26 protein-coding genes are annotated in these 23,843 nt (G+C 75.4%); 10 read left to right on the forward strand and 16 right to left on the reverse strand.

The features are described 5' to 3' along the window. Positions 1-37: 37 nt before the first annotated feature. Together HT134_RS17400 and HT134_RS17405 are read right to left on the reverse strand one after the other, a co-directional pair. The gene (locus HT134_RS17400) at positions 38-1,453 is read right to left on the reverse strand and encodes a diaminobutyrate--2-oxoglutarate transaminase family protein (RefSeq protein WP_175601414.1); all 1,416 of its coding nucleotides are present in this window, start codon (positions 1,451-1,453) and stop codon (positions 38-40) included. A gap of 44 nt (positions 1,454-1,497) precedes the next feature. Then, positions 1,498-2,808 carry an alanine racemase gene (locus tag HT134_RS17405; protein ID WP_175601415.1) on the reverse strand — a complete coding sequence of 437 codons (1,311 nt, stop codon included), beginning with the start codon at positions 2,806-2,808 and terminating at the stop codon, positions 1,498-1,500. Positions 2,809-2,954: 146 nt separating this feature from the next. Between HT134_RS17405 and HT134_RS17410 the strand changes: the two genes are divergently transcribed. Beyond that, positions 2,955-4,217 (forward strand): M48 family metallopeptidase, encoded by a 1,263-nt coding sequence (locus HT134_RS17410; RefSeq protein ID WP_175601416.1) that lies wholly within the window; start codon positions 2,955-2,957, stop codon positions 4,215-4,217. Between the two features lie 15 nt (positions 4,218-4,232). On the opposite strand, the gene HT134_RS17415 is transcribed toward HT134_RS17410, so the two are convergent. From HT134_RS17415 to HT134_RS17425, 3 genes are all read right to left on the reverse strand, one after another. After that, the gene (locus HT134_RS17415) at positions 4,233-4,898 is read right to left on the reverse strand and encodes an alpha/beta fold hydrolase (RefSeq protein ID WP_175601417.1); all 666 of its coding nucleotides are present in this window, start codon (positions 4,896-4,898) and stop codon (positions 4,233-4,235) included. Positions 4,899-5,010: 112 nt separating this feature from the next. Further along, complete coding sequence (locus HT134_RS17420) at positions 5,011-5,661, reverse strand: LysE family translocator (RefSeq protein WP_175601418.1); 651 nt, start codon at positions 5,659-5,661, stop codon at positions 5,011-5,013. A 121-nt stretch (positions 5,662-5,782) separates the two neighbouring features. Continuing rightward, a complete protein-coding gene (locus HT134_RS17425; protein WP_175601419.1) occupies positions 5,783-6,643 on the reverse strand; it encodes a haloalkane dehalogenase in 861 nt (286 codons plus the stop codon). Between the two features lie 95 nt (positions 6,644-6,738). Here HT134_RS17425 and HT134_RS17430 point away from each other — a divergent pair, with 95 nt between their 5' ends. After that, entirely contained in the window at positions 6,739-7,218 is a 480-nt protein-coding gene (locus tag HT134_RS17430) for a MarR family winged helix-turn-helix transcriptional regulator (RefSeq protein WP_312888190.1), read from the forward strand. Positions 7,219-7,240: 22 nt separating this feature from the next. On the opposite strand, the gene HT134_RS17435 is transcribed toward HT134_RS17430, so the two are convergent. Further along, positions 7,241-7,936, reverse strand: coding sequence for a response regulator (locus HT134_RS17435; protein WP_175601420.1), 696 nt, complete (start codon positions 7,934-7,936; stop codon positions 7,241-7,243). Then, positions 7,933-9,120, reverse strand: a complete 1,188-nt coding sequence (locus HT134_RS45675) for a sensor histidine kinase (RefSeq protein WP_217707977.1) — start codon at positions 9,118-9,120, stop codon at positions 7,933-7,935. Before HT134_RS45675 ends, HT134_RS17435 begins: the two co-directional genes overlap by 4 nt. A 379-nt stretch (positions 9,121-9,499) precedes the next feature. Between HT134_RS45675 and HT134_RS17445 the strand changes: the two genes are divergently transcribed. The 3 genes from HT134_RS17445 to HT134_RS17455 all read left to right on the forward strand — a co-directional run bounded on the left by HT134_RS17445 (position 9,500) and on the right by HT134_RS17455 (position 13,073). Then, positions 9,500-10,429: an ATP-binding cassette domain-containing protein gene (locus tag HT134_RS17445; protein ID WP_175601422.1), complete on the forward strand. Its 930-nt coding sequence runs from the start codon at positions 9,500-9,502 to the stop codon at positions 10,427-10,429. 134 nt (positions 10,430-10,563) lie between these two features. Continuing rightward, the gene (locus tag HT134_RS17450; protein WP_175601423.1) at positions 10,564-12,114 is read left to right on the forward strand and encodes a DUF1349 domain-containing protein; all 1,551 of its coding nucleotides are present in this window, start codon (positions 10,564-10,566) and stop codon (positions 12,112-12,114) included. A gap of 182 nt (positions 12,115-12,296) precedes the next feature. Next, positions 12,297-13,073 (forward strand): ABC transporter permease, encoded by a 777-nt coding sequence (locus tag HT134_RS17455; protein ID WP_175601424.1) that lies wholly within the window; start codon positions 12,297-12,299, stop codon positions 13,071-13,073. 141 nt (positions 13,074-13,214) lie between these two features. Here HT134_RS17455 and HT134_RS17460 read toward each other — a convergent pair whose 3' ends face one another. From HT134_RS17460 to HT134_RS17470, 3 genes are read right to left on the reverse strand one after another with little or no spacing between them, the layout of a single operon-like run. Next, positions 13,215-13,745 (reverse strand): GNAT family N-acetyltransferase, encoded by a 531-nt coding sequence (locus HT134_RS17460; RefSeq protein ID WP_175601425.1) that lies wholly within the window; start codon positions 13,743-13,745, stop codon positions 13,215-13,217. Between the two features lie 34 nt (positions 13,746-13,779). Next, positions 13,780-14,346: a TetR/AcrR family transcriptional regulator gene (locus HT134_RS17465; RefSeq protein ID WP_312888191.1), complete on the reverse strand. Its 567-nt coding sequence runs from the start codon at positions 14,344-14,346 to the stop codon at positions 13,780-13,782. 8 nt (positions 14,347-14,354) lie between these two features. Next, positions 14,355-14,756 carry a YchJ family protein gene (locus tag HT134_RS17470; RefSeq protein ID WP_175601426.1) on the reverse strand — a complete coding sequence of 134 codons (402 nt, stop codon included), beginning with the start codon at positions 14,754-14,756 and terminating at the stop codon, positions 14,355-14,357. Between the two features lie 153 nt (positions 14,757-14,909). Here HT134_RS17470 and HT134_RS17475 point away from each other — a divergent pair, with 153 nt between their 5' ends. From HT134_RS17475 to HT134_RS17485, 3 genes are all read left to right on the forward strand, one after another. Then, positions 14,910-15,920 carry an aldo/keto reductase gene (locus HT134_RS17475; protein WP_175601427.1) on the forward strand — a complete coding sequence of 337 codons (1,011 nt, stop codon included), beginning with the start codon at positions 14,910-14,912 and terminating at the stop codon, positions 15,918-15,920. Continuing rightward, entirely contained in the window at positions 15,920-16,519 is a 600-nt protein-coding gene (locus HT134_RS17480) for a TetR/AcrR family transcriptional regulator (RefSeq protein ID WP_175601428.1), read from the forward strand. Before HT134_RS17475 ends, HT134_RS17480 begins: the two co-directional genes overlap by 1 nt. 123 nt (positions 16,520-16,642) lie before the next feature. Then, positions 16,643-17,578 carry an NADP-dependent oxidoreductase gene (locus HT134_RS17485; RefSeq protein ID WP_175601429.1) on the forward strand — a complete coding sequence of 312 codons (936 nt, stop codon included), beginning with the start codon at positions 16,643-16,645 and terminating at the stop codon, positions 17,576-17,578. Between the two features lie 112 nt (positions 17,579-17,690). Here HT134_RS17485 and HT134_RS17490 read toward each other — a convergent pair whose 3' ends face one another. Both HT134_RS17490 and HT134_RS17495 read right to left on the reverse strand, forming a co-directional pair. Continuing rightward, a complete protein-coding gene (locus tag HT134_RS17490) occupies positions 17,691-18,560 on the reverse strand; it encodes an NAD-dependent protein deacetylase (RefSeq protein WP_376768097.1) in 870 nt (289 codons plus the stop codon). A gap of 2 nt (positions 18,561-18,562) precedes the next feature. Continuing rightward, positions 18,563-19,177 (reverse strand): TetR/AcrR family transcriptional regulator, encoded by a 615-nt coding sequence (locus HT134_RS17495; RefSeq protein ID WP_175601430.1) that lies wholly within the window; start codon positions 19,175-19,177, stop codon positions 18,563-18,565. A 150-nt stretch (positions 19,178-19,327) separates the two neighbouring features. Between HT134_RS17495 and HT134_RS45680 the strand changes: the two genes are divergently transcribed. Further along, positions 19,328-20,053 carry a DUF4440 domain-containing protein gene (locus HT134_RS45680; RefSeq protein ID WP_246364510.1) on the forward strand — a complete coding sequence of 242 codons (726 nt, stop codon included), beginning with the start codon at positions 19,328-19,330 and terminating at the stop codon, positions 20,051-20,053. A gap of 17 nt (positions 20,054-20,070) precedes the next feature. On the opposite strand, the gene HT134_RS17510 is transcribed toward HT134_RS45680, so the two are convergent. After that, complete coding sequence (locus HT134_RS17510; protein WP_175601431.1) at positions 20,071-20,820, reverse strand: TetR/AcrR family transcriptional regulator; 750 nt, start codon at positions 20,818-20,820, stop codon at positions 20,071-20,073. A gap of 100 nt (positions 20,821-20,920) precedes the next feature. Between HT134_RS17510 and HT134_RS17515 the strand changes: the two genes are divergently transcribed. Beyond that, a complete protein-coding gene (locus HT134_RS17515; RefSeq protein WP_312888193.1) occupies positions 20,921-21,388 on the forward strand; it encodes a helix-turn-helix domain-containing protein in 468 nt (155 codons plus the stop codon). On the opposite strand, the gene HT134_RS17520 is transcribed toward HT134_RS17515, so the two are convergent. From HT134_RS17520 to HT134_RS17530, 3 genes are all read right to left on the reverse strand, one after another. Beyond that, complete coding sequence (locus HT134_RS17520) at positions 21,339-22,040, reverse strand: TetR/AcrR family transcriptional regulator (RefSeq protein WP_175601432.1); 702 nt, start codon at positions 22,038-22,040, stop codon at positions 21,339-21,341. The two genes, HT134_RS17515 and HT134_RS17520, sit on opposite strands and share 50 nt — an antisense overlap. A gap of 70 nt (positions 22,041-22,110) precedes the next feature. Further along, on the reverse strand, positions 22,111-23,325 hold the full coding sequence (locus tag HT134_RS17525; protein ID WP_175601433.1) for a cytochrome P450: 1,215 nt from the start codon (positions 23,323-23,325) through the stop codon (positions 22,111-22,113). A 57-nt stretch (positions 23,326-23,382) separates the two neighbouring features. Beyond that, on the reverse strand, positions 23,383-23,712 hold the full coding sequence (locus HT134_RS17530; protein ID WP_175601434.1) for a hypothetical protein: 330 nt from the start codon (positions 23,710-23,712) through the stop codon (positions 23,383-23,385). Between the last annotated feature and the right edge of the window lie 131 nt (positions 23,713-23,843).

Raw genomic sequence — 23,843 nt, forward strand, 5'->3', positions numbered from 1 at the left:
TCCGCCTCGGCCCGTGCCGGTTCCCGCAAGGTGTCCGTCATGCGGGCCGTCCGGCCAGGCGAGGGGCCGTCACCGCGGCGATCGCGTCGGCCAGCCGGTCCACGACCGTCTCCGCCTGTTCGTCCGTGATGACCAGTGGCGGCAGCAGCCGCACCGTGGAGTCGTACCGGCCGCCGAGCTCCACGATGAGCCCGCGCTCCAGACACGCCGCGCGGACCTCGGCCGCCGTGCGCGGCGCCGCCGGGAACGCCCCGCACGCGTCCGGCTCGCCCGCCGGGTCGACCAGTTCGACCCCGAGCATCAGGCCGCGCCCCCGCACGTCGCCGACCACCGGCAGCTCGGCGCGCAGCGCGCCGAGCCGCTCCAGCATCCGGCCGCCGACCTCGGCGGCGCGCCCCGCCAGGCCCTCCCGGGCGACGTGGCGCAGCGTGGCCGTGCCGGCCGCCATGGCCAGCGTGTTGCCGCGGAACGTTCCCGTGTGCGCGCCCGGCAGCCACCCGTCGTAGTCCTCGTGGTAGACGATCACCGCGAGCGGCAGGCTGCCGCCGATCGCCTTGGACAGCACCATGGCGTCCGGCACGATCCCGCTGTGCTCCACCGCCCAGAAGGCCCCGGTACGTCCCACACCGGTCTGCACCTCGTCCACGATCAGCGGGATCCCGCGTTCGGCGGTGATCCGCCGCATCTCACGCAGCCAGGAGTCGGGCGCCGCGACGGCGCCGCCCTCGCCCTGCACCGCCTCCACGATCATCGCCGCGGGCGGCACCACGCCGCCCGCCGGGTCGTCGAGCAGCCGTCGCGTGTACGCCGCCGACAGCCGCGCCCCCGCCTGCCCGCCCACGCCGAACGGGCAGCGGTACGGGTACGGGTACGGCAGCCGGGTCACGTCGGCCGCGATGCCGGCCACGGGCTCCTTGACCGCGACGTTCGCGGTCGCGGCCAGGGCCCCGAGGGTCATGCCGTGGTAGCCGCCGGTGAAGGCGAGCAGGCCGCGGCGGCCGGTGGCGGTCTGCATGAGCTTGAGCGCCGCCTCCACCGCGTCGGTTCCGGCGGGCCCGCAGAAGTGGATCCGTCCCCGGTCGGCAAGACCGCGCGGCAGCGTGGCGAACAGTTCCGCCACGAACGCGTCCTTCTCCGGCGTCGCCAGGTCGAGGACGTGCAGCGGGGCGCCGCTGTCGAGCGTGCGCCGGATTGCCTCCAGGACCACCGGGTGGTTGTGGCCGAGGGCGAGGGTGCCCGCCCCCGACAGGCAGTCGAGGTAGCGGCGGCCGTCGGCGCCCTCGACCACCATGCCCTCGGCGCGTACCGGGACGATCGGGAAGGAACGGGCGTACGTGCGGGCGGACGACTCGCGGTCACGCTGCCGGCGCAGCACCGCCGCGCCGGGGGCGTCGGGGGAGGCGAAGGGGTCGAGGGCGGGGTCCGGGGCCAGGTCGGCCGGATGCGCGGTCATGGGTCTCCAGGACGTGGACGGACAGGACAGGTGCCGGGAGCCGGTCAGAGCAGGTGGCGCTCGGCGACGGGGTGGCCGAGGAAGCGGTGCATGGCGAACTCCCAGCCGTAGGAGCCGGCGTACGGGAAGACGACGAGGTCGCCGGCGCGCACCCGGTCCACCCGGACGTCGCGCAGCAGCGTGTCCTCGGGGGTGCACAGCTCGCCGGTGACGGTCACCTCGGTGTCGGTCAGGGCGGGACGCGGGCAGTCCTCGGGCCAGTCCTCGACGGGCAGCACCGCCATGTTGTGCACGATGTCCCACGAGGTGGGGAGCTGGAAGTGGTTGATACCGCCGCGGATCAGCACGTACGACGACCCGTACGAGGTCTTCACGTCGATCGCTTCGGCGGCGTACCAGCCGCAGTCGGCGACCAGGTAGCGGCCCGGCTCCAGCAGCACCCTGACGCCCGGCGGCGGTTCCACCTGGGCGGCCAGCTCGCCGAAGCGGGCGACGTCGAACGGCTTCTCGCCCTCGAAGGCCACCCCGATGCCGCCGCCCACGTCCACGAGGCGCAGGTCGACGCCGCACTCGCGGGCGGTGCGCGTGCTCCACTCCACGCACCAGCGCAGGTACGCGGCGTGGGCGTCGGCGTCGAGGTTGCCGGAGGCGGCGTGCACGTGGAAGCCGACCAGGTCCAGGCCGGGGAGCCGGGCCGCGGCGCGCAGCACGTCCGGCACGTCGGGCTCGGCCACGCCGAACTGGGACGGGACGCCGCCCATCCGCAGCGCGCCGGTGACGGGGATCGAGGCGGGGTTCACCCGCAGCGTCACCCGGGCGCGGACGCCCTCGGCGGCGGCGATGGCGCTGATCCGGTGCAGTTCCAGGAGGCTCTCGGCGTTGATCGCCTCGACCCGCGCCCGGATGAGCGCGGCCAGGAAGGGCGGCGACTTGGCGGGGCCGGCCGCCACGACGGGAGCCGTCACGGCGGGACCCGCGATGACGGGAGCCCGTGCGGAACCCCGCGCGGTCGCGGCCTCCGGCCGCGGCGGCCGGTCCGTCGCAGGGAGGGCGCTGAGGGCGAGGTCGAGCTCGGCCCGGGAGGCCACCTCGAACCCGTCGACGTGCGGGGCCAGGGCGGCCACGACGCCGGGGAAGGAGTTGGCCTTGACGGCGTAGTGGACGGCCGCCCAGCCGGGGAGGGCGGCCCGCAGCTCGCGGGCGCGCTCGGCGGCCACCTCGCCGTCGTAGACGTAGGCCGACACGGGGGTGCCGGACGAGGCGAGGTGGAGGAGGAGTCGGCGGAGCCGGGCGGGGAGCACGTCCACCGGGTAGGCGGAGCGCGGCGCGGCGGAGGGCGGGAACTGCACGGACATGAAGCTTCTGCCTCCGAAGTCTTAGGTAAGGCTAACCTAAACTGCGGATCATGGCTTGGCAAGGCTCCATGTCTGTGATCTACGACGTAAAGGCGTCGGCGTGTGTCAGCGCACGGCGGCGCGCCGGACGTGCCACACTCGCGATCATGTCTTCGCTCACCCCCTGCCCCCAGTGCTCCGCCGGCATCGTCAGGGACGGCCGCTACGCCGTCTGGTGCCCGTCGTGCGAATGGAACCTCGGCGCGGACTCACCCGGCAGACGGTCCCTCGGAGCCGTGCTCGCGGACCGGCTCACGGCCGGGCAGCACGCCCGCGTCCTGCGCCGCGGCGCCGCGCTCCAGGGCGGCGGGCTCTCGCGGACGGCGGCCATGCTCCTGGCGGCGCTGATCCACCTGGTCACCGCCGGCTGCGTGGTGGCGGCGGTGACGGTCGTCGTCGCCGTGCCCAACATCGTGGGCGTCCTGGCGGCCGTGCTCCTGCTGGGCACGGCGTGGCTGATGCGGCCCCGGCTCGGCCGCCTGCCGGCCGGCCGCCACCTCCTCGGCCGGGACCGCGCGCCGCGCCTGTTCGGCCTGCTGGACCGGATCGGCGCCGAGGTGGGGGCGCCGCCGGTCGACGTGGTGCTCGTCCTGCCCGAGCACAACGCCGCGTACGGGCGGATCGGGCTGCGCGGCCGGCGGACCCTCTTCCTCGGCGCGCCCCTCTGGGCGGTGCTCGGCCCGCAGGAGAAGGTGGCGCTGCTGGCGCACGAGCTGAGCCACTCCAGCAACGGCGACGTCCGCCAGGGGCGGCTCACCGGGACCGCGATCGGCGCCCTGGAGGAGGTCCACGAGGTCGTCCGGGCGGTGGCGCGCGGCGGCAGGGACTCCGCCGAGGCGACGGCGCAGAGCTTCGTCGCCATGCTCTCCCTCGCGCTGGCGGCCGCCATGTGGCTGGCCGGTCTCACCCTGCGGATGCTCGGGTTCCTGCTGCTGGCCGTGTCGATGCGCGCGGCGCGGCAGGGCGAGTACGTCGCCGACGAGCGGGCCGCCCGGACGGCGTCGTCCGAGGCGGCGGCCTCCATGCTGGACCGCCTGGTCACCGCGCGCGTCGAGCTGGGCGAGCTGAGCTGGCTCGCCGCGTCGTTCGGCACGTCCGTGTGGGCGCGGCTGCCCGAGAAGCACGGCCAGGTGCCGGAGCACGAGCTGGAGCGGCGGCGCCGGCTGGAGGCCCGGACGCAGCGGCACGTCTTCCACTCGCACCCGCCGATCCACCTTCGGGTGGAGTTCGTGCGGTCCCTGGGGCACGCGGCGCCCGTCGTGGAGCTGGGCGAGGAGGAGGCGGCGGCCGTCGAGGCGGAGCTGGCGCCGCGCCTGGCCGCCATCGCGACGGCCCTCGGCGAGGAGCGGCGGGAGGTGTCCTACGCCTGACCCGGCTCCAGCTGCTCAGGCGGCGTCGAGCAGCACCTTGACCAGCTCGTCGGGGGCGTCGCGCATGAGGTTGTGGCCGCCGGCCAGGTCGTGGACCGTCCACGCCGGGTCCCGCCGCAGCCGGTCGCGGAAGACGGTGAACGGCGACCCGCCGTCCCAGCCGGTCGCGTACACGTAGTCCCTGCGGCGCACGTGCGCCAGGTCGCCGGTGAGGCGCAGGCGCTGCAGCACCGAGGCGATCGGGTGGGCCGTGGCGCGCGGGTCGAAGAAGGGCAGGGTGCGCACCGCGTACCCGGTGTCGTCCACGTCGGCGTACCAGCGGCGCTCCTCGTCGCGGACGAGCGACCAGCAGGAGTCGCCGTCGGAGGGGACGACGGCGTCGAGGTAGACCAGCGCGCCGGCCCGCCCGGGGGCGCGGTCGGCGGCGCCGGTGATCACCATGCCGCCGTAGCTGTGGCCGACGAGCACGGCGTCCTCGACGCCCTCGGCCTCCAGGAGAGCGGTCACGTCCTGGATGTGGGTGTCGAGGTTGACCCCGCCGGTCAGGAGGTGGCGGCGCTCGGCCACCCCGGTGAGGGTGACCGGGATGACGCGGTGGCCGTGGGCGCGCAGCCGCTCGGTGACGGGGTCGAAGCTCCAGCCGCCGTGGCACATGCCGGGGACGAGGACGTAGGTGGCCATGGTGGGTGCTCTCTGTCGGGGTTCCGGTCGTTCCCCTCCAGGGTGCCCCGGGGCGCGGTCAGAAGTCCAAGAGATGATCGCGATGACGTTCAGAAGCGATCGTTATGGCGGGTCAGCGGCTCTCGACGGCCATCCGCAGCCCCAGGGCGACCAGGACGGTGCCGCTCACGGCGTCGAGGCGGCGGCGGACGACCGGACGGCGGAACCACGCGCCCGCGCGCCCCACCACCGCCGCGAGCGACAGGTAGAGCACCGTCTCCAGGGCGACCTGGAGCAGGGCCAGCAGGGCCGTGGTGGCCAGCAGCGGGCGGTCGTGCGGGACGAACTGCGGATAGAACGCGATCATGAAGGCGGCGGCCTTCGGGTTGGCCAGCATCACGACGGCGCCCTCCCCGAACGCCTTCCACCAGGACCGGGCGGTGACCACCGGGGGCTCCTCCTCCGGCTGCGCGGCGGCGCCCGTCCGGCGGCTGCGCCACGCGGAGCGCCACGCCTTCACCCCGAGGTACAGCAGGAACGCGGCGCCGGCCACGCGCAGGACGACGAAGGCCACCTCGGAGGCGGCGACCAGGGCGGCCAGCCCGGCGGCGGCGCACAGCGCCCACACGTAGAGGCCGGCCTCCAGGCCGAGCACCGTCGGGACCGCTCCGGAGAGCCCGCGCACGGCGGCGCGGCGCAGGATGAGGGCCATCGCGGGCCCGGGCGACGCCGAGATGAGGATCACGGCGAGGACGAAGGCGGGCAGAGAGGGGAGGAGATCCATGACGGGATGATGGCGGCGCGGCCGCCCGCGCCGCAATCGAGATTCCGGAGGACCCGGTGGCGGGGGACGGCCGCCGGGCCGTCGAGATCGGGATGTGGGGTGGCGGTGGCCGGGGCGCCGGTCAACCGGCCAGGCCGTGCCGCCGGGCCCAGGCGGTGAGGGCCGCGGCGATGGCCTCGGGCCGGTCCTCCGGGGCGTGGTGCCCGGCCGGGCCGCAGTGCTCGACCTCCAGCGCCGCGAACGTGGCCGCGCACCACGCGGCCACCTCCGGGGTGATGAGCAGCGTCGGCGAGGAGTCGAACGTGAGCAGCAGCTTCGGCACGTCGTCGCTCTTGGCCAGCCACGCGTCGTAGCGCTCGACCCGCTCGGCCACCTCGGCCGGCTCGCCGTCGAGGGGGAGCGAGCGCGCCCACTGCAGCAGCGGCCGGCGGCTCTCGCGGGTGGGGTACGGCTCGCGGTAGAGCGCGATCTCCTCCTCCGGGAGCGGATTCAGGACGCCTCCGGTGTAGGCGGTGTCGATGAGGAAGTGCCCGTCGAGGACGAGCGCCTCCCCCTCCGGTCCGCGGATGGCCCGGGACCGCGCCCGCGGGCCCTCGCCCAGGTCGCTCCAGGACAACGTCTTGACGATGGTCTCGAAGAACGCGATCCCGCGCACCCGCTCGGGGTGGCGCGCGGCCCAGTCGAAGGCGAGGGCGCCGCCCCAGTCGTGGCCGACCAGGATGACGTCGTCCAGGCCGAGGGCGTCGAACCAGGCGTCCAGGTAGCGGGCGTGGTCGGCGAAGGTGTAGGCGATGTCCGGCTTGCCGGAGCGGCCCATGCCGATCAGGTCGGGGGCGAGCAGCCGGCCGGGCACGTCGATCGCGGGCATCACCCGGCGCCACAGGCGGGAGGAGCCGGGGTTGCCGTGGAGGAGGACGATCGGGGCGCCGGCGCCCGTCTCCTCGTAGAACAGGGTCGAGTCGAGCACGTCGATGACCGGCATGGGGTTCCTCACAATTCGTTCGTGTGACTAACGTTCGTGGCACTAACGAAAGTACATCGTTAGTGCCACTAACGCAAGCGGGATAGGATCGTCCCGTGACGGACCCCATGGAGGAGCGGGCCACCACCCCCGCCCGGCTGCGCAGCCTGCCGACGCGGCTGCTGTCGCTGGTGACGATGCACTCCGACCGCATCGTCACCGAGGGCCTGGCGGGAGCCGACGCCCGCAAGTGGCACTACGCGGTCCTGGCCACGCTGGAGGAGGCCGGCCCCGCCAGCCAGGCCGAGCTCAGCCGCCGCACCGGCGTCTACCGCAGCGACCTGGTGTCCGTCATCAACGAGCTGTCCGCGCGCGGCCTGGTGGAGCGCGCCCCGGACCCCGCCGACCGCCGCCGCAACGTCATCACCCTGACCGAGGCCGGCCGCGACCGGCTGCGCCGGCTCGACGCCCTGCTCGGCTCGCTGGCGGACGAGGTGCTGGCCCCGCTCGACGCCGCCGAGCGCGACCAGCTCACGGCGCTGCTCACCCGTCTGCTCGACCACCACGGCGGCCACCCCGCCCCGGGCGGCGGCTGACACACCACCGATCGGGGCGGGTCTAGGACCTGTCGCGGGCGCCCGGCACCACGAGGCCCGTCTCGTACGCGGCCACGACCGCCTGCGTACGGTCGCGCAGCCCGAGCTTGCCCAGCACCCGGCTCACGTGCGTCTTCACCGTCTCCTCCGTGACCGTCAGCCGGGCGGCGATCTCGGGGTTGGACAGGCCCTCGGCGATCAGCCGCAGCACCTGCGTCTCGCGCGGGGTGAGCGCGGCCAGCGCCGCCGCCGCCGCGGGGGTGGGACCGGGGCGCAGGCGCGCGAACTCGGCGATCAGCCGCCGCGTCACCCCCGGGGCCAGCAGCGCCTCACCCGCCGCGACCACCCGTACCGCGTCGAACAGCCGCTCCGCGGTGACATCCTTCAGCAGGAACCCGCTCGCCCCGGCGCGCAGCGCGTCGTAGACGTACTCGTCGAGGTCGAAGGTCGTCAGGATGAGCACCCGCAGCCCTTCGCCGGACCCCGCGGCCAGGCGGCGGGTGGCCTCGATGCCGTCCATGCCGGGCATGCGGACGTCCATGAGCACGACGTCGGGGCGCAGGTCGCGGCAGACCCGCACGGCCTGCGCGCCGTCGACAGCGGTGCCGACGACCGCGAAGTCGGGCTGCGTGGCCAGCAGCTCGGCGAAACCGGTGCGGACGACCAGATGATCGTCCACGACGACGACCCGCACGGCGGGGGTTGCCGCGCCCGTCATGCGGACTCCCCTGTGCCGGGGAGGGGGGCTTCGGCCAGGAAGCCCTCCCCCGTACCGGGAAGGGTGGCTTCGACCAGGAAGCCGCCGCCGGGCGCGGGGCCGGTGGCGAGCCGCCCGCCCACCGCGGTCGCGCGCTCCCGCATCCCGGCCAGCCCGTGTCCCGCCACCCCGTCGGCCCGCGCGGGCAGGGAGGGGCCGGGGCCGTTGTCGCGGACGCGGACCCGCACCGCCTCACCCGGGTACACCAGCTCCACGTCCACGGCGGCCCCCGGGGCGTGCCGGCGGGCGTTGGTGAGCGCCTCCTGGATGATCCGGTACGCCGCCAGCTCCACGCCCGGATCCAGCCGGACGGGACGGCCCCGCACGATGAGGCGCGTACCCGCGCCCGAGGCGTCGCGGGCCTCGTCGAGCAGCTCGTTGACCTCGCCGAGCCCCAGCCCCGGCTGCGGCACCCGGACACCGGCGTCGGCGCCCGCGTCCTCGCGCAGCACGCCGAGCAGCCGCCGCATCTCGGTCAGCGCGGCGCGGGCGGTGTCGCCGATGGCCGCCAGCCGCTCCGCGCCCGCGGGCGGCATGCCGGGCGTGGCCAGCCGCGCCGTCTCCGCCTGCACGGCCACCATCGAGATATGGTGGGCCACCACGTCGTGCAGCTCGCGGGCGATCCGCGCCCGCTCGCCCCGCGCCGCGTGCTCCAGCAGGCCCTCGGTGGCGACCCGGCTGGCGGCGGCGCTCTCGCGCGCCTCGCCCCTGGCCCGCCGCGCCACGCCGGCCAGCGCCGCGGCCGGCGCCAGGGAGGCCAGCACCAGAGTGAGCATCCGCGTCTCGCCCGCGGCCTGTCCCACCAGGGCCAGCAGCGGGTACGGCAGCGCGGACGCGACGGCCACCTCCCGCGGACCGGCCCGGCCGAGGCGGTGACCGGCGACGAGCGTGGCGAGCGCGCCCGCCACGGTCAGCGTCTGGAACGCGGTCAGCGACAGCACGCCCGCCGCCGTGACGGTCAGCCCGGCCGCCACCGGCTGCCCCCACAGGGCCGGCACCGGCAGCGTCGTGGCCAGTGCCAGCAGGGCGGACACCACGAAGAACATCGGCCGCTCGGCGGTCAGCGCGGCCCGCGGGTCCACGGTGTGCGCCGCCGCCTCCGCCAGCGCGGCGCCCACCAGCGCCACCCCGGCCGCCACGGCCACGGCCCGCGACCCGGCCGGCCGCCCCGCCCACGCACGACCCCGGCGCGTCCACGTGAGGGCCCGGCCGGCCCATGCGCGGCTCCGGCCCGCCCACGAGTCGTCTCGGCCAGCCCACGAGTGGTCTCGGCCAGCCCACGAGTGGTCTCGGCCCGTCCACGCGGGGCCCCGGCCCGCCTGGTCCTCGCCCGGCAGGGCGGCCCGTGACCGCCGCGGGCCCGGCCGGTCCGCGCCCTCCGCGTGGGCGTGTGTTGCCTTCACCCTGGTCATTGTCCTGGTTGTCCGGGATAGCGGCATCCCTCGATCGAGGGATGCCGCGCCGCCGACGATGGCTCCCCCGCGTGACGCGCCGGCCCGGCCCCGCCCCCTAGCCTGCGGTGCCATGGAAACCACCATCGAAGTGGCCGGCCTGCGCAAACGGTACGGCCCGACCCTGGCGCTGGACGGCATGACGTTCACCGTGACGCCGGGACGGGTCACCGGGTTCGTCGGCCCCAACGGCGCCGGCAAGTCCACCACCATGCGGGTGGTGCTGGGCCTGGACGCCGCCGACGAGGGGACCGCGCTGGTGGGCGGGCGGCCGTACCGGAGCCTGCGCGACCCGCTGCGGCACGTGGGCGCGCTGCTGGACGCCGGGGCGCTCCAGCCCAGCCGGACGGGCCGGCACCACCTGCTGTGGCTGGCCCACTCCCAGGGACTGGGGGCGCGGCGCGTGGACGAGGTGATCGACCTGGTCGGGCTGGGATCGGCGGCGCGGCGCAGGGCGGGCGGGTACTCGCTGGGGATGCGTCAGCGGCTCGGGATCGCGGCGGCGCTGCTCGGCGACCCGCCGATGCTGATGCTGGACGAGCCGTTCAACGGGCTGGACCCGGAGGGCATGGTGTGGATCAGGGGGCTGCTGGGCTCGCTGGCGGCCGAGGGCAGGGCCGTGCTCGTGTCGAGCCACCTGATGAGCGAGCTGGAGGACACCGCCGGGCACGTGGTGGTCGTGGGCCGGGGCCGGGTGGTGGCGGACGCGGCGGTGGCCGACCTGATCGCCGGCGCCTCCCGTGGGCGGGTCACGCTGCGCACGTCCGACCGGGCGGCGGCGACGGCGGTGCTGGCGGGGGCGGGCGCCGCGGTGACCGTGTCCGGTCGCGACACGGTGACGGTCTCCGGGGTGCCGGCCGAGCGGGTCGTGGGGCTGCTGACCGCCGGAGGGGTGCCGTTCTCGGAGGTGGCGGCGCACCGGGCGACGCTGGAGGAGGCGTACATGGAGCTGACCCGCGACGCGGTCGAGTTCCGCGCCGCGACCGGCGGGGCGGCGCGATGACGACGAACGAGCCGTCCCGGAGAACCGGCGCGATGACGAACGAGCCGTCCCAGAGAACCGGCGCGATGACGAACGAGCCGTCCCCGGGGAACGGCGCGACGACGACGGGCGCGCGGCCCCCGGGGAGCGGTGGGATGGCGGGGGAGAGGGCGTCGGCGACCGGCGGGTTCGGGCGGCTGGTGCGGGCGGAGTGGACGAAGTTCCGCACGGTCCGCGGCTGGGTGGCCGGCATGGCCGCCGCCGCGCTGGTCGTCGTGCTGCTCGGCCTGATGTCGGCGGCGGGCAGCCACACCTCGTGCGGCGGTCCGGACGACACCTGCCCGGTGCCGCCCGTCGGCCCGGGCGGCGAGGCGGTCAGCGACCACTTCTTCTTCGCGCACCGGACGCTGACCGGCGACGGCTCCGTCACCGCGCGCCTGACCTCGATGACGGGGAGGGTCCGGGTGCCCGACAGCGTCCCCGGGGTGCGGGAGCTGGACTCCCGTGTCGTGCCGTGGGCCAAGGCGGGGCTGATCGTCAAGGACGGCGTCCGGGAGGGCTCCACGTACGCCGCGGTCATGGTGACGGGCGCCCACGGGGTGCGCATGCAGCACGACTTCACCCAGGACACCGCCGGCCGGTCCGGCGGCGTGTCGGTGTCCCGGCCGCGCTGGCTGCGGCTGGACCGCGCGGGCGAGGAGATCACCGGGTACGAGTCCGAGGACGGCCGGCGCTGGACGAAGGTCGGCACGGCCCGGCTGCCCGGGCTGCCGGACACGGCGGAGATCGGGCTGTTCGCCGCCTCGCCCGGCGACCTGACCGTGAGACGGGCCGACTTCGGCGGCAGCGTCGAGCAGGTCCGCTTCTCCGAGACCACCGCCGTCTTCGACCGGGTCGAGCTGTCGGGCCGCGTCGCGGACACGACCTGGAGCCGCGACGACATCGGCGCCACGACGGAGCCGGACGGCGTGACCGTCCACCACCCGGGCGGCTTCCACGAGTCCGCCGGCACGTACACCGTGACCGGCGTCGGCGACATCGGGCCCCTCACCGACGGCCAGCGTCCCGAGAACACGCTGACCGGCGTGGTGATCGGGCTGATCGTGGTGATCGTCGTGGCGGTCGGGTCCGTCACCGCGGAGTACCGGCGCGGCCTCATCCGCACCACGCTGCTCGCCTCGCCGCGGCGCGGTCGCGTGCTGGCCGCCAAGGCGGTGGTGATCGCCGCGGTGACCTTCGCCGCCGGGCTGGCGGCCACCGCCGTCACGGTGCCGGTGGGAACGGGCCTGCTGCGCGGCAACGGAGCCGTCGTGCTGCCGGTGTCCTGGGCGGCGCAGGTGCGGCTGGTGGCCGGGGTCGCCCTGATGATGGCCGCCGTGGCGGTCCTGGCGCTCGCGATGGGCGCGCTGTTCCGGCGCGGCCCGGCGGCGATCACGGCCGGCGTCGCGGTCATCGTGGTGCCGCACCTGCTGGCGACCGCGTCGGTCCTGCCGGACGAGGCGGCGCGGTGGCTGCTGCGGCTGACCCCGGCGGCGGGGTTCGCGGTCCAGCAGAGCATTCCCGAGTACCCGCAGGTGCTCGCCAACTACGTCCCCTCGGCGGGCTACTACCCGCTCGCGCCGTGGGGCGGGCTCGCGGTGCTGTGCGGGTACGCCGCGCTCGCGCTCGCCCTGGCCGTCGTCCGCCTCAACGGGAGGGACGCGTGAACCGCCGGCGCGGGTCCCGGGAAGGAGACCGGGCGAGCGGGGAGTCTCAGGAGGGAGGTCTGGCGAGCCGGGAGCCTCGGGAGGGAGACCGGGCGAGTCGGGAGCCTCGGGTGGGAGACCGGGCGAGCGGGGAGCCTTGGGGAGGTGGCCGGGCGAGTCGGGAGCCTCGGGAGCCGGGCCGGATGCGGCGGGAGGTGCGGGCCGAGTGGACGAAGCTGCGCACCGAGCCCGGCGCCGTACGCCTGCTGCCGGCGCTGGTCGTCCTGACCGTGGCGGCGAGCGTCGCGGTGTGCGCGAGCGTGACCTGCCCGGCGGCGGGCTGCGGCCACGACGCCGTCCGGCTCGCGCTCGGCGGCGTCCAGGTGGGGCAGGCCGTCGCGGCGGTGCTGGCCGTCCTGGTCGTCGGCGGCGAGTACGGCACCGGCATGATCCGCACCACCCTCACCGCCATGCCCCGCCGCGGGGCCGTCCTCGCGGCCAAGGCCGCCGTGCTGACGGGCGTGACGCTGCCGGCCGCCGTCCTCGCCGTGCTGGGCTCGCTGCTGGCCGGGCGGCTCGTCCTGCCCGGCCGGGGGTTCACCGCCGCGCACGGCCATCCGCCGTTGTCGCTCGCCGACGGTCCGACGCTGCGGGCCGTCGCCGGGTCGGTCCTGTACCTCGTGCTGGTCGCGCTGCTGAGCCTCGGGATCGCGTTCGCCGTGCGCGACTCCGCGGCGGCGATCGGGGTGGTGCTCGGGCTGCTGTACGCGTCGGCGGTGCTGCCGCTCATGGTCGGCGACCCGGACTGGCAGCTCGCGCTGTGGCGGTTGTCACCGTCGAACGCGGGCCTGGCCGTCCAGGCCACCACCGGGCTCGACGGCCTGCCGCTGAGCCCGTGGGCGGGCCTCGGCGTGCTGGCCGCGTGGGCGGTCGCGGCGCTCACGGGCGGCGGGCTGCTGCTGCGCGCCCGCGACGCGTGACGCCGCGACGTCGTGACGTCGTGACGTCGTGACGCCGTGACGCCGTGAGGCCGCGACGTCGTCGTGAGGCGTGACGTCGTGACGTGGTGACCTCGTGACGCCGGCGGCCGTGACCTGCGGGACCGCGACGCCCCGGGGCCGCTACGCCGGCTGACGGGGATCGGTGCGCAGGAGCGCGTACAGGAGCTGGTCGTGCCACGCTCCGGCGCGCCACTGCGCCTCCCGCAGCACGCCCTCCCGCCGGAACCCCGCCTTCTCCAGCGCCCGCTGCTCGGCCCGGTTGCGGGTGTCGGTGTACGCCTGGACGCGGTGCGCCCGGGTGTGGTCGAACAGGTACGCGACCAGGCGGCGCTGCGCCTCGGTGCCGATCCCGCGGCCCCGGAAGGCCGGCCGCAGCAGGATCCCGATCGTCCAGCACCAGGAGTCGGCGGGCGGACCCCAGCCCGAGGCCCTGCCCCAGTCGACCCGGCCCGCCACGTCGTCGCCGTCGCAGACCGTCAGCGTGCCGCCGTCGTCGTGCAGCATCCCGTTCTCGGCGTAGGCGCGCCGGTCGCGGCCGGGGGAGCGGAAGCCGAACCACTGCAGCTCGCTCCGCCCGGCCGGCGTGCCGAACTCCTCCTCGAAGACCGTCAGGTCGCTCTCCCGGACCGGCCGGAGCGTCACACGGGTCACGCGGCTCTCCTCGCGGGGTTCTGGCGGACAGGGGTCAGCGGAGCGCGTCGATCCAGCGCTCCAGGCGCTCGCCCTCGGCCTTCATCAGCTCCGGGTCGCGCAGGGTGTTGGTGACCAGCGAGATCCCCTGGTAGGAGGACAGCAGGGCGACGGCCAGCTCCGGAGCGTCGTCGCGCCCCAGGGCGGCGAACTGCCGCTCCATCCAGCCGAGCAGCTCCCGCATCAGGGCGGCCACCGCCTGGTCGAGACCGTCGGCGCGTTTGTCCAGTTCGGAGGCCAGCGTGCCGGTGGGGCAGCCGTAGCGGGCGGCGACCTCCCGCTGGTCCACCCAGCCGCGGACGAGCGCCTTGAGCCGCTGCGCCGGCTCGGGCAGCTCGTCGAGCCGGTCGAGCAGGCCGCGCAGCGACCGGCCGTGCTCGCCGATGGCCGCCTCGACGAGCTGGTCCTTGGTCTTGAAGTAGTAGTAGACGTTGCCGACGGGAACGCCGGCCGCGCCGGCGATGTCGGCCAGCGTCGTCTTCTCGACGCCCTGCTCGTGCAGCACCCTGGCCGCCGCGGCCGCCAGGCGTTCGCGCTTCCCGCCCCGTACTGAGTTGGTCACCTGACTTACTATAGTGCCGCCGAGCCGAGCGCGCCTTCGTACACCCAGCGCCCGTCGAGCCGGACGAACCGGCTGTGCTCCTCCATCGCCCCCTCGCGCCCGCGCTCGACGTAGTGGGCGCGGAAGCGGACGGTCCCGTCGGTGTGCAGGACCGTGCCGCGGGCGGTCTCCAGCACCTCCAGCCGCACCCACCGCACCTTGCGGTCCAGGCCGACGCTCGCCGGCCGCGTCGCCGGGTGCCAGGTGCGCAGCAGGTACGCCTCGTCGCCCACGCTGAACGCGGCGAACCGCGACCGCATGAGCAGCTCGGCCGTGGGGGCCGCGCCCTCGCCCCGGTGGAAGCGGCCGCAGCAGTCGCGGTAGGGGACGGGCAGGCCGCACGGGCAGCCGGCGGGTTCACGACGGGACATGCCCCCATTCTGCCCGCCCCGGAACGCCGGACAGCCCTGACCGCCACCCCGCCATGCGAGGCGGATCACCGTCGGCGGCGACCATCGGAGGTCTCACGGGTATCAAGTTACAAGCTTTGACATCTGTTACTCAATACCCCTAGCGTCTTCGCCATGGAGCAGAGAACACTCGGCGCCGACGTCCGTGTGGGAGCGGTCGGGCTCGGTTGTGCGGGCATGTCCGGCGCGTACGGACAGCGCGCCGACGAGCAGGGCATCGCGACGCTGCGCAGCGCGCTCGACGCCGGGATCACGTTCATCGACACGGCCGACCACTACGGGATGGGGCACAACGAGACGCTTGTCGGGCAGGCGCTGCGACCCGCCGATCGCGACCGTGCCGTGGTGAGCGTCAAGTTCGGCGCGCTGTTCGGTGTGGACGGCAGCGTGCGCGGCGTCAACGGCCGGCCCGACGCGATCCCGACCTTCCTGGGCTACTCGCTGCAGCGGCTGGGCACCGACTACGTGGACATCTATCGCCCGGCCCGGCTGGACCCCGCTGTCCCGATCGAGGAGACCGTCGGCGCCCTGGCCGAGATGGTGCAGAAGGGCTACGTGCGCGGCATCGGGCTGTCCGAGGTCGGCGCCGAGACGATCCGCCGCGCCCACGCCGTGCACCCCATCACCGACGTCCAGGTCGAGTACTCGCTGTTCAGCCGCGGCGCCGAGGACGAGATCCTGCCCACCTGCCGCGAGCTGGGCATCGGCGTCACCGCCTACGGAGTGCTCGCCCAAGGCATGCTGACCGGGACGTGGCGACAGCCGGTCGGCGACGCACGGCATCGCGGGCACCTGCCGCGCTTCGCCGCCGGCAACATCGAGACCAACCTCGCGTTGGTCGAGCGGCTGCGGGAGATCGCCGCCTCCCGCGGCACCACGGTCGCCCAGCTCGCGATCGCGTGGGTGCTCTCGCGGGGGCGCGCGCACCGCGACGTCGTCGCGCTGGTCGGGGCCAGCCGACCGCACCGCATCACCGACGCGGTGGACGCCGCCGGCCTGCGGCTGACCGAGGACGACCTGGACGCGATCGAGCAGGCCGTCCCCCGAGGGGCGGTCGCGGGGGAACGCTACGCCCCCGCCCTGCTCTCGCTGCTGGACAGCGAGCGAACGGGCGGCAGGCGCTGATGCCCGCCCGAATCCCGCTGGACGCGAACGCCATCCTGGCGGCCACCGAGGAGATCCTGCGCCGTCACGGACCGGACAAGGCGACCGTCGTCGACGTCGCCCGGGCACTCGGCGTCAGCCACGCCGCCGTCTACAAGCACTTCCCCTCCAAGCAGGCGCTGCGCGAGGCCGTGACCCGGCGCTGGCTCGACCGCAGCCGCGACGCCCTCGCCGTCATCGCCGCCGACAGCGCGGTCCCGCCGGCGCGGCGACTGCGTACCTGGCTGCACGCCCTCCTGGCCGGCAAGCAGGCCAAGGTTCGCGAGGACCCGGAGCTGTTCGCCGCCTATGGAATCCTCGCGGCCGCGCACAGCAGCGTCGCCACCGACCACGTCGCCGACCTTCTGGGCCAGCTGACGGCCATCATCGCCGACGGCGCCGCCGACGGCAGCCTCCGCACCGACGACGCGGCGGCCACCGCCCGCGTGGTCTTCACCGCCACCGCCAAGTTCAACCACCTCGCCCACGCGGCCGAATGGCAGAACCCCGGCATCGGCGCCGAACTCGACGAGGTGTGCAGCCTGCTGCTCGACGGTCTTCACACCCGCATGTCGCCCTAGCCGAACCGAGCCGAGCACACGCCACCGGGTCGGCACACGCCGCGACTCGTCAGCGGCGCGGCCGGCCTCGCCCATCGCCGCCAGGCGGCGACGAAGGAAACGAACAAGGAGTGAGGAACGACCATGGTTCAAGCGATCGGAGTGACGCGCCCCGGCGGACCGGACGCCCTCGGCGAGCTCGACCTGGCGGCCGAACCGATCGGTCCCGGTCAGGTCAGGATCCGGGTGAGCAGCGCCACGGTGAACCCGGCCGACGCGATGATCCGTTCCCGTCCACGGCAGGACGCGGCGGACGCGGTGCGAGTGCCGGGCATGGAGGTGGCCGGCGTGATCACCGAGATCGGCCCGGCCGTCGAGCGCCCGTTCGCGATCGGGAACGCCGTCATGGCCATCGTGGTGCCCTCGGGTGAGCACGGCGGCTACCGGGCGGACCTCGTCGTGCCGGCACGCTCGGCCGCGAGGATCCCGGCCGGGCTCTCGGACGTCCAGGCCGCCACCCTCCCGATGAACGGGCTCACCGCCCGGCTCGCGCTCGACACGCTGGCGCTTCCGGCCGGCGCGACGGTCGCGGTCACCGGCGCCGCCGGCGTCGTCGGCGGGTACGTCGTCCAGCTCGCCAAGCAGGCCGGGCTGGTGGTCATCGCCGACGCCGCCCGGCAGGACGAGACCTTCGTCCGCGAGTGCGGAGCCGACGAGGTCGTGCCGCGGGGGGACGACTTCGCCGCCAGGGTCCGCGGCCGCCACCCGGACGGCGTCGACGGGCTCGTCGACGCCGCCGTGCTGGAGGCCGCCGTGCTCCCCGCCGTCAAGGACGGTGGCACGGTCGTCACCCTCCGTGGCTACCAGGGCGACGGCATCGACCGCGTCCGCGTCGCCCCGATCTTCGTCCGCGACTACGTCGAGGCCGCGGCCGAGCTCGACCGGCTCGCCGAACTCGCCGGTGAAGGGCGGCTCACCGTCCGCGTGGCCGGCGAACTGCCCGCCTCCCGAGCCGCCGACGCGCATCGCTCACTCGAACGGCGCGGCGTTCGCGGGCGGTACGTCCTGCGGTTCGGCTGAGAGGCGACGACGGAGCTTCCCGCCTTCCCGTCGAGCGGCGGGGGAGCGAGCGGCGAGCGGCGAGCGGCGAGCGGCGAGCGGACCCTGGCGGGAAGCGCTCGGAGCCGGGCCGCTAGGCGGTCCGGGCGGCCGGCCCCGGCAGCCGGGTCGTCAGCTCGGTGAGCGTGGCGCCGAGCGGCGCCTCCAGCCGGATCGTGGCCTCGGCGTCGCCCCGGGTGGGTCCCTGGTTGACGATGGCGATCGGAACGCCCAGCTCGGCGGCCCGCACGACGAACCGCAGCCCCGAGCGCACGGCCAGCGACGAGCCGAGCACCAGCAGCGCCCGCGCCCGCGCCACCAGCGCGAAGCACTCGTCCACGCGCGGCTTCGGCACGTTCTCGCCGAAGAACACGACGTCCGGCTTGAGCAGCCCGCCGCATCCCGTGCAGTCGACCACCCGGAAGCCCGCGACCTGCTCGTCGGTGAGGACCGCGTCGCCGTCGGGGTTGATGGCCGTCGCGGCGGCGTCCCAGCCGGGGTTGGCGCGGCGCAGGCGGCGGTCCAGCTCCATGCGGGGCGTGCGCTGGCGGCACGACAGGCACACCACCCGGTCGAGCCCGCCGTGCAGCTCGACCACCCGACGCGCCCCGGCCGCCTGGTGCAGGCCGTCGACGTTCTGGGTGATGACCGCGTCGATCAGGCCGCGCCGTTCGAGCTCGGCCACGGCGCGGTGGCCGGAGTTGGGCGCGGCCCCGCCGATGCGCCGCCAGCCGACGTGGCTGCGCGCCCAGTAACGCCGCCGGGCCTCCGCGCTGCCGACGAACCGCTGGTACGTCATCGGGTCGGCGCGCCGGGCCCGCCCGGTCGGCCCGCGGTAGTCGGGGATGCCCGACTCGGTGGACAGCCCCGCCCCGCTGAGCACCACCGCGCCGCCCCCGGCGACGAGCTCGCACAAACCAGCCAGGTCGGACGACACGGCGATCTCGCGGTCGTCTGCGCTCACGCTCACCCGTCCATGGTGCCCGACGGCAGCGGGTGCCGGGCACCGCCCGTCGCCCGGAGCCCGCGGATGAACAGCTCCAGGTGCCGCCGGGCGAAGGCGTGCTTCTCCTCCGCGTCGAGCGGCCCGGGGAGGGGGCGGGCGATGCGCACCAGCATCGTCCCGACGTCCATGAACGTCACGTCCTCGGGCAGGGACCCGGCGGCGCGGGCGTCGTCCACCAGCCGCCGTACGAGGCGGGCGGACCTCTCGCGCGCGGCCGACAGCTCGGGGTCGGCGTCCAGGTCCACCACGTCGATCATGGCGGGCAGCACGGCGGAGACCCGCAGCTCCAGCGCGTCGCGCAGGTAGCGGGCCAGCGCCTCGAACGGGTCGGCCTCCTGCTCGGCCGCCGCGGCGGCGGCCGTCGCGGTCCTGGTCAGCGCGTCGAGGGCGACCGCGCGCAGCAGGGAGTCGCGGTCGGGGAAGCGGCGGTACAGCGTGGCGCTGCCGACCTTGGCGCGCCGGGCGATGTCGTCCAGCGGCACGTCGGCCCCGCGTTCGGCGATCATGTCCCGCGCGGCGCGCAGGATCTGCTCCAGGTTGCGCCGCGCGTCGGCCCGCATGGGTCTGGCCTCCACCTCGTCCCCTCTCGTGGCGTGACGCCCAGCATAAACCGCCAACCGGAGGAATTTCCCCCACTTCACCTTGTGCCGCCATCACCGACCTGTCACTGTTAAGTGGGGAATCTTTCCCCGGTTGGACTCCTGGCTGAAGGGACGGAACGCATCATGAGCAGCGAGCGGCAGGTGCTCGACCTCGTGGACCGCTGGGCCCGGGCCGAGCTCGACGGCGACGCCGACGCCTTCGACGCCCTCCTCGGCGCGGACTTCGCCGGCATCGGCCCCGTCGGGTTCGTCCTCGACAGGGCGCAGTGGGCCGGCCGCCACCGCGGCGACCTGGAGAACCACCACTTCGCGATCCTGGAGCCGAGCGTGCGCCTTCACGGTGACACCGCGATCGTGGTCGGGATCCAGGAGCAGCGCACCAGCGTCAGGGGGCGCGACTTCGACCACTCGTTCCGGCTGACCCTGGTCGCCGTGCGGCGGGGCGACGACTGGGTGATCGTCAACGTCCAGCTCAGCGGTCCGCTCCAGGACGCGTCCGCGCCGCCGCCGTTCGCCCGCCCGGGCGGACGGATCTCCCGCGACGAGCTGCGGGCGGCGCTCGAGGCGAAGGCCGTCACCGTGGTCGACGCCCTGCCCGCGGCCCCGTACCGGCGCCGGCATCTCCCCGGCGCCGTCAACCTCACCGCCTTCGACGCCGCCGGATCGGCCGGCGCGCTGCTGCCGGACCGGTCAGCGGCGATCGTCGCCTACTCCACCGACGCCGGCTGCGACCGCGGCCCCGCCCTCGTCGCCGAGCTGACCCGGCTCGGGTACGCCGACGTGCGCCTGTACGCCGACGGGATCGAGGACTGGGCCGCAGCGGGCCTGCCGCTGGAGACCGGCGCCTGACGCGGCTCGGCGCCGTCCTAGTCCTGGCGTGAAGCGAGGACGTCCAGCCGCGCCTGGAGCCCGTCGAGGAAACGCTCCAGGCCGTAGGCGAAGCCCTCGTCGCGCAGCCGCGCCGGGTCCTCGTCGGCCCGCTGGTCGTAGCCCTCGCGCAGCAGCGGCAGGTCGCGCACGCTCTGCTCGGCGACCCGCCGCAGGCCCTCCATCAGCTCCTGCTCGCTCTGCCCGCTGCGGGCCAGCATCGACAGGTACGCCGCCTCGCTGACGGTCATGCCGATGACGTACGCGATGACGCCGCTCATGGCCCGGTCGGCCTCGCCGGCGGGGAAGCCGGCGCGGTGGAACAGGGCGAGCATCCGCTCGGACTGCCGCGTCAGGTTCGGGCCCAGCTGGGCCAGCCCGACCTGGCCGAGCACCGAGGCGATCCACGGATGGCGCAGGATCATCGCCCGCAGGCTGCCCGCGCACGCGGTGACGGACTCCCGCCACGCGTCCGGCGCCTCCTCGGCCGCGGGCACCTCCAGCTCGCCGTAGACCTCGTCCACCACCAGCTCGATCAGCTCGTCCTTGCTGGCGACGTGCCGGTAGAGGGAGGTGGCGCCGGCGCCCAGCCGGGTGCCCAGGCTGCGCATGCTGAGCGCCTCGACGCCCTCCTCGTCGAGCAGGCGGACGGCCTCGGCGACGATCCGGTCCTGGCTGAGGGCGGGCTGCTCCCGCTTGGTCCGCTGCCGCGCCCACACGGAGGGGACGGCCGGCTTGCCGGTCGGCATGGCGCCTCCTTTCCCGCCCACCCTAGCGCACGGTGTACGCATCGGCGTACATGCACTGTCGCTCCCTCGCGGGCGGTAGGTTGGGGAGCGTCCGGGAGCGGTGGGGAAGGGCGTGCGGGTGGCGGAGCGGTACTACTCGGTGGAGCGCGTGGCCGAGCTGCTCGGCCTGCACGTCAAGACCGTGCGCGGCTACGTCCGCGACGGCCGGCTCAACGCCACCCGCATCGGCCGGCAGTACCGGATCGCCGCCGAGGACCTGGAGGCGTTCACCGGCCGCCCCGCCCCGGCGCCGGCCCGCGGCGGGCTCCACGCCGAGACGTCCGCCGTCGTACGGGTCGACGGCATCGGGCGCGAGGAGGTCATCCGGCTGTCCAACACCGTCGTGGCGGCGGCCGGGAGCCGCCCCCGCGACGACGGCGGCGCCCCGCTGCGCGTCGAGACCGTCTACGACGAGGACCGCGCCGCCCTGACCGTCGTCATCCTCGGCGGGCCGGCCGGCGCCGCCGAACTCCTCAAGATCATCGACCTGCTGGTGCGGGACGGGCGGGCTGCCCCCGGGACGGGGTGACCGGGGCCGCCAGCAGGCCCGCCAGCGCGTCCACCAGGGCGTCCGCCGTCTCCCGCCACACGCTCACCGGGTCGGCCGCCGGGTCCTCGTGCAGGGCGCGCTCCCGCTCGGCCAGCATGTGCACGACCAGCACCCGGCACATGTCGGTCCGCTGGCGGTGCACCTCCTCAGGAACCCCCGGCGCCAGCCGGAACAGGTGCTCCGCGATCGGGCCGAGCGACGGCGTGGCGACCGCCTCCTCGATGACCACGGCCCGCATGGTCGGCTCCGTGTCGGCCTGCGCCAGGAATCGGGCGAACCAGGACGGGGCGGGCAGCGAGGCCAGGTGCTCGGTGGCCGGACGCACCAGGCACGACGCCCACTCCCGCACGCCCGAGGCGTCGCCGACGGCCGCCAGCATCGCGGCGCGCCGCTCCTCCATGGCCCGGTTGTGGCGGCGCAGGACGGCCCGCACCAGGTCGGTCTTGGTGCCGAAGTGGTAGCCGACGGCGTAGTTGTTCGACTGGCCGGCGGCCTCGCCGATCTGCCGGTTGGACACCGCGGCGATGCCGTGCTCGGCGAACAGCCGCTCGGCCGCGGCGAGGATCCGCTCGCGGGTGTCGGCCCCGCGCCCGGGCCGGTGCCGCGTACGGGCGGGGCCGGTGCTCACCATGGCCGGTCCCGCGTACAGACCGGGCCGGTGCTCAGCATGGCCGGTCCCGCGTGCGGGCCGGGACCGGTGCTCACCATCGGACCGGCACCTCCCGCAACCCGCCGACCAGCAGCCCCTCGCGGGGCGCCAGCTCGGCCGCCGGGACCGCGAGCTCCAGGCCGGGCAGCCGCCGCAGCAGCACCTCCAGCACGGTCTGCAGCTCGGTGCGGGCCAGCGCCTGCCCGAGGCACGAGTGGGGGCCGACGCCGAAGGCGAGGTGCGGGTTGGGGGAGCGGCGCAGGTCCATCTCGGCGGCGTGGCCGAAGGCCCGCTCGTCCCGGTTGGCCGAGGCCATGCTGCAGATCACCGTCGTGCCGGCGGGCAGCTTGCGCTCGCCCACCTCGACCTCCTCGGTCAGGTAGCGCGGCATGCCGAAGCCGGGGTTGGCGTCGAAGCGCAGCACCTCCTCCACCGCCGGGTGGACGAGCGCCGGCTCGGCCAACAGCGCCTCCCAGCGGGACCGGTCGGCCAGCAGCATCGCGGCCATCTTGCCGATCATGTTCGCGGTGGTCTCGTGGCCGGCCACCAGCAGGCCCCGGGCGGTGCCCACGAGCAGCGGCTCCGTCAGCCGCCCGTCGGCCGCGTCCACGATCCCGATGAGCTCGCTCAGCAGGTCCTCGCCCGGCTCGGCGCGCTTGGCGCCCACGTGCGCCGCGAGGTAGGCGTCGAACTCCGCCTGCGCGGCGTCGATCTCCGCCTGCGTGTACCTCGTCAGGCTCAGCATGGTGTCCGACCAGTACGAGAACCGGTCGCGGTCGGAGTCGGGCACGCCGAGCAGGTCGCAGATCACCCACACCGGCAGCGGGAACCCCAGCCCGGCGACGAGGTCGGCGGGCGGCCCCTGCGCCACCATGGCGTCCACGAGCTGGTCCGCCATCCGCTCCATGCGCGGCCGCATCGCCAGCACCCGCTTGGCGGTGAAGGCCCGGCCCACGAGCCGCCGCCACTGCAGGTGCGCCTCGCCGGAGGCCGACATGGCGGAGGTGGAGGTGTCGGAGCGGCCGAACACGCCGCCGGACTCGTTGGCCGTCACCCGGGCGGCGTCGCCGGCGTCGAGCTGCCGGGTGAAGCGCGGGTCGGACAGCACCCGGCGCACGTCCTCGTAGCGGGTCAGCAGCAGCGCCCGGTCGCCGCTGGCCAGCCGGATCGGCGCCACCGGGCAGCCGTCGCGCAGGTCCGCCCACTCCGGAGGCGGCTCCAGCGCGGAGGGGTTGCGGAAGGGGTACTCGGGGACGGCGTCGCTCACGGGGCCTCCTCGCTTCAGGCCGACACCCCCTTGTCTAAGCCATATGACTTAATCCCGTCAACCGGCCCCGCGACGCGCCGAGGCGCCGCGGAGCTCCTCCAGCGGGTACGGGGTCGTCCGGCTCTCGCGCCGGAGCGCGTGGGAGAAGGCGGACATAACCTGGGCCAGCGGGCTGTAGCGGGACAGCAGGGCCGCGGCCTTCTCCGGGGCGCCCTCCGGGGGCTCGCCGCCGGCCCACGCCGCTATCCGCTCCTCCCTCCCGTCGAACCCGTGCAGCTCGGCGGCCGGCCAGCGGACGAGCTGAGTGAGGGTGTAGCAGCGGTCGTAGGAGCGGTGCCGGTCGTAGAAGGCCGCCTCGGCCGGCGAGAGCTCGAACCGGGACGACACGGCCAGGCCGAAGTCGGCGAAGTAGAGCCGCCGCCCGGCGGTCAGGACGTTCAGGAAGTGGGGCGTCGAAGTGCAGCAGGCCGCGGGCGTTCATGAACGCCACGCCGGCCGCCGCCTCCAGCAGCGCGGAC

Source organism: Nonomuraea rhodomycinica (genome assembly GCF_013363995.1).
Classification (GTDB): Bacteria; Actinomycetota; Actinomycetes; order Streptosporangiales; family Streptosporangiaceae; genus Nonomuraea; species Nonomuraea rhodomycinica.

Bases quoted from the DNA above. Each gene is read 5' to 3' on its own strand.
- HT134_RS17520 (WP_175601432.1), bottom strand. From the start codon at position 22,040: ATGGTGAGCACCGGCCCCGCCCGTACGCGGCACCGGCCCGGGCGCGGG.
- HT134_RS17445 (WP_175601422.1), top strand. From the start codon at position 9,500: ATGGAAACCACCATCGAAGTGGCCGGCCTGCGCAAACGGTACGGCCCG.
- HT134_RS17410 (WP_175601416.1), top strand. From the start codon at position 2,955: ATGTCTTCGCTCACCCCCTGCCCCCAGTGCTCCGCCGGCATCGTCAGG.
- HT134_RS17455 (WP_175601424.1), top strand. From the start codon at position 12,297: ATGCGGCGGGAGGTGCGGGCCGAGTGGACGAAGCTGCGCACCGAGCCC.
- HT134_RS17475 (WP_175601427.1), top strand. From the start codon at position 14,910: ATGGAGCAGAGAACACTCGGCGCCGACGTCCGTGTGGGAGCGGTCGGG.
- HT134_RS45680 (WP_246364510.1), top strand. From the start codon at position 19,328: ATGAGCAGCGAGCGGCAGGTGCTCGACCTCGTGGACCGCTGGGCCCGG.
- HT134_RS17425 (WP_175601419.1), bottom strand. From the start codon at position 6,643: ATGCCGGTCATCGACGTGCTCGACTCGACCCTGTTCTACGAGGAGACG.
- HT134_RS17470 (WP_175601426.1), bottom strand. From the start codon at position 14,756: ATGTCCCGTCGTGAACCCGCCGGCTGCCCGTGCGGCCTGCCCGTCCCC.
- HT134_RS17415 (WP_175601417.1), bottom strand. From the start codon at position 4,898: ATGGCCACCTACGTCCTCGTCCCCGGCATGTGCCACGGCGGCTGGAGC.
- HT134_RS17450 (WP_175601423.1), top strand. From the start codon at position 10,564: ATGGCGGGGGAGAGGGCGTCGGCGACCGGCGGGTTCGGGCGGCTGGTG.
- HT134_RS17485 (WP_175601429.1), top strand. From the start codon at position 16,643: ATGGTTCAAGCGATCGGAGTGACGCGCCCCGGCGGACCGGACGCCCTC.
- HT134_RS17480 (WP_175601428.1), top strand. From the start codon at position 15,920: ATGCCCGCCCGAATCCCGCTGGACGCGAACGCCATCCTGGCGGCCACC.
- HT134_RS17510 (WP_175601431.1), bottom strand. From the start codon at position 20,820: ATGCCGACCGGCAAGCCGGCCGTCCCCTCCGTGTGGGCGCGGCAGCGG.
- HT134_RS17400 (WP_175601414.1), bottom strand. From the start codon at position 1,453: ATGACCGCGCATCCGGCCGACCTGGCCCCGGACCCCGCCCTCGACCCC.
- HT134_RS17435 (WP_175601420.1), bottom strand. From the start codon at position 7,936: ATGACGGGCGCGGCAACCCCCGCCGTGCGGGTCGTCGTCGTGGACGAT.
- HT134_RS17405 (WP_175601415.1), bottom strand. From the start codon at position 2,808: ATGTCCGTGCAGTTCCCGCCCTCCGCCGCGCCGCGCTCCGCCTACCCG.
- HT134_RS17420 (WP_175601418.1), bottom strand. From the start codon at position 5,661: ATGGATCTCCTCCCCTCTCTGCCCGCCTTCGTCCTCGCCGTGATCCTC.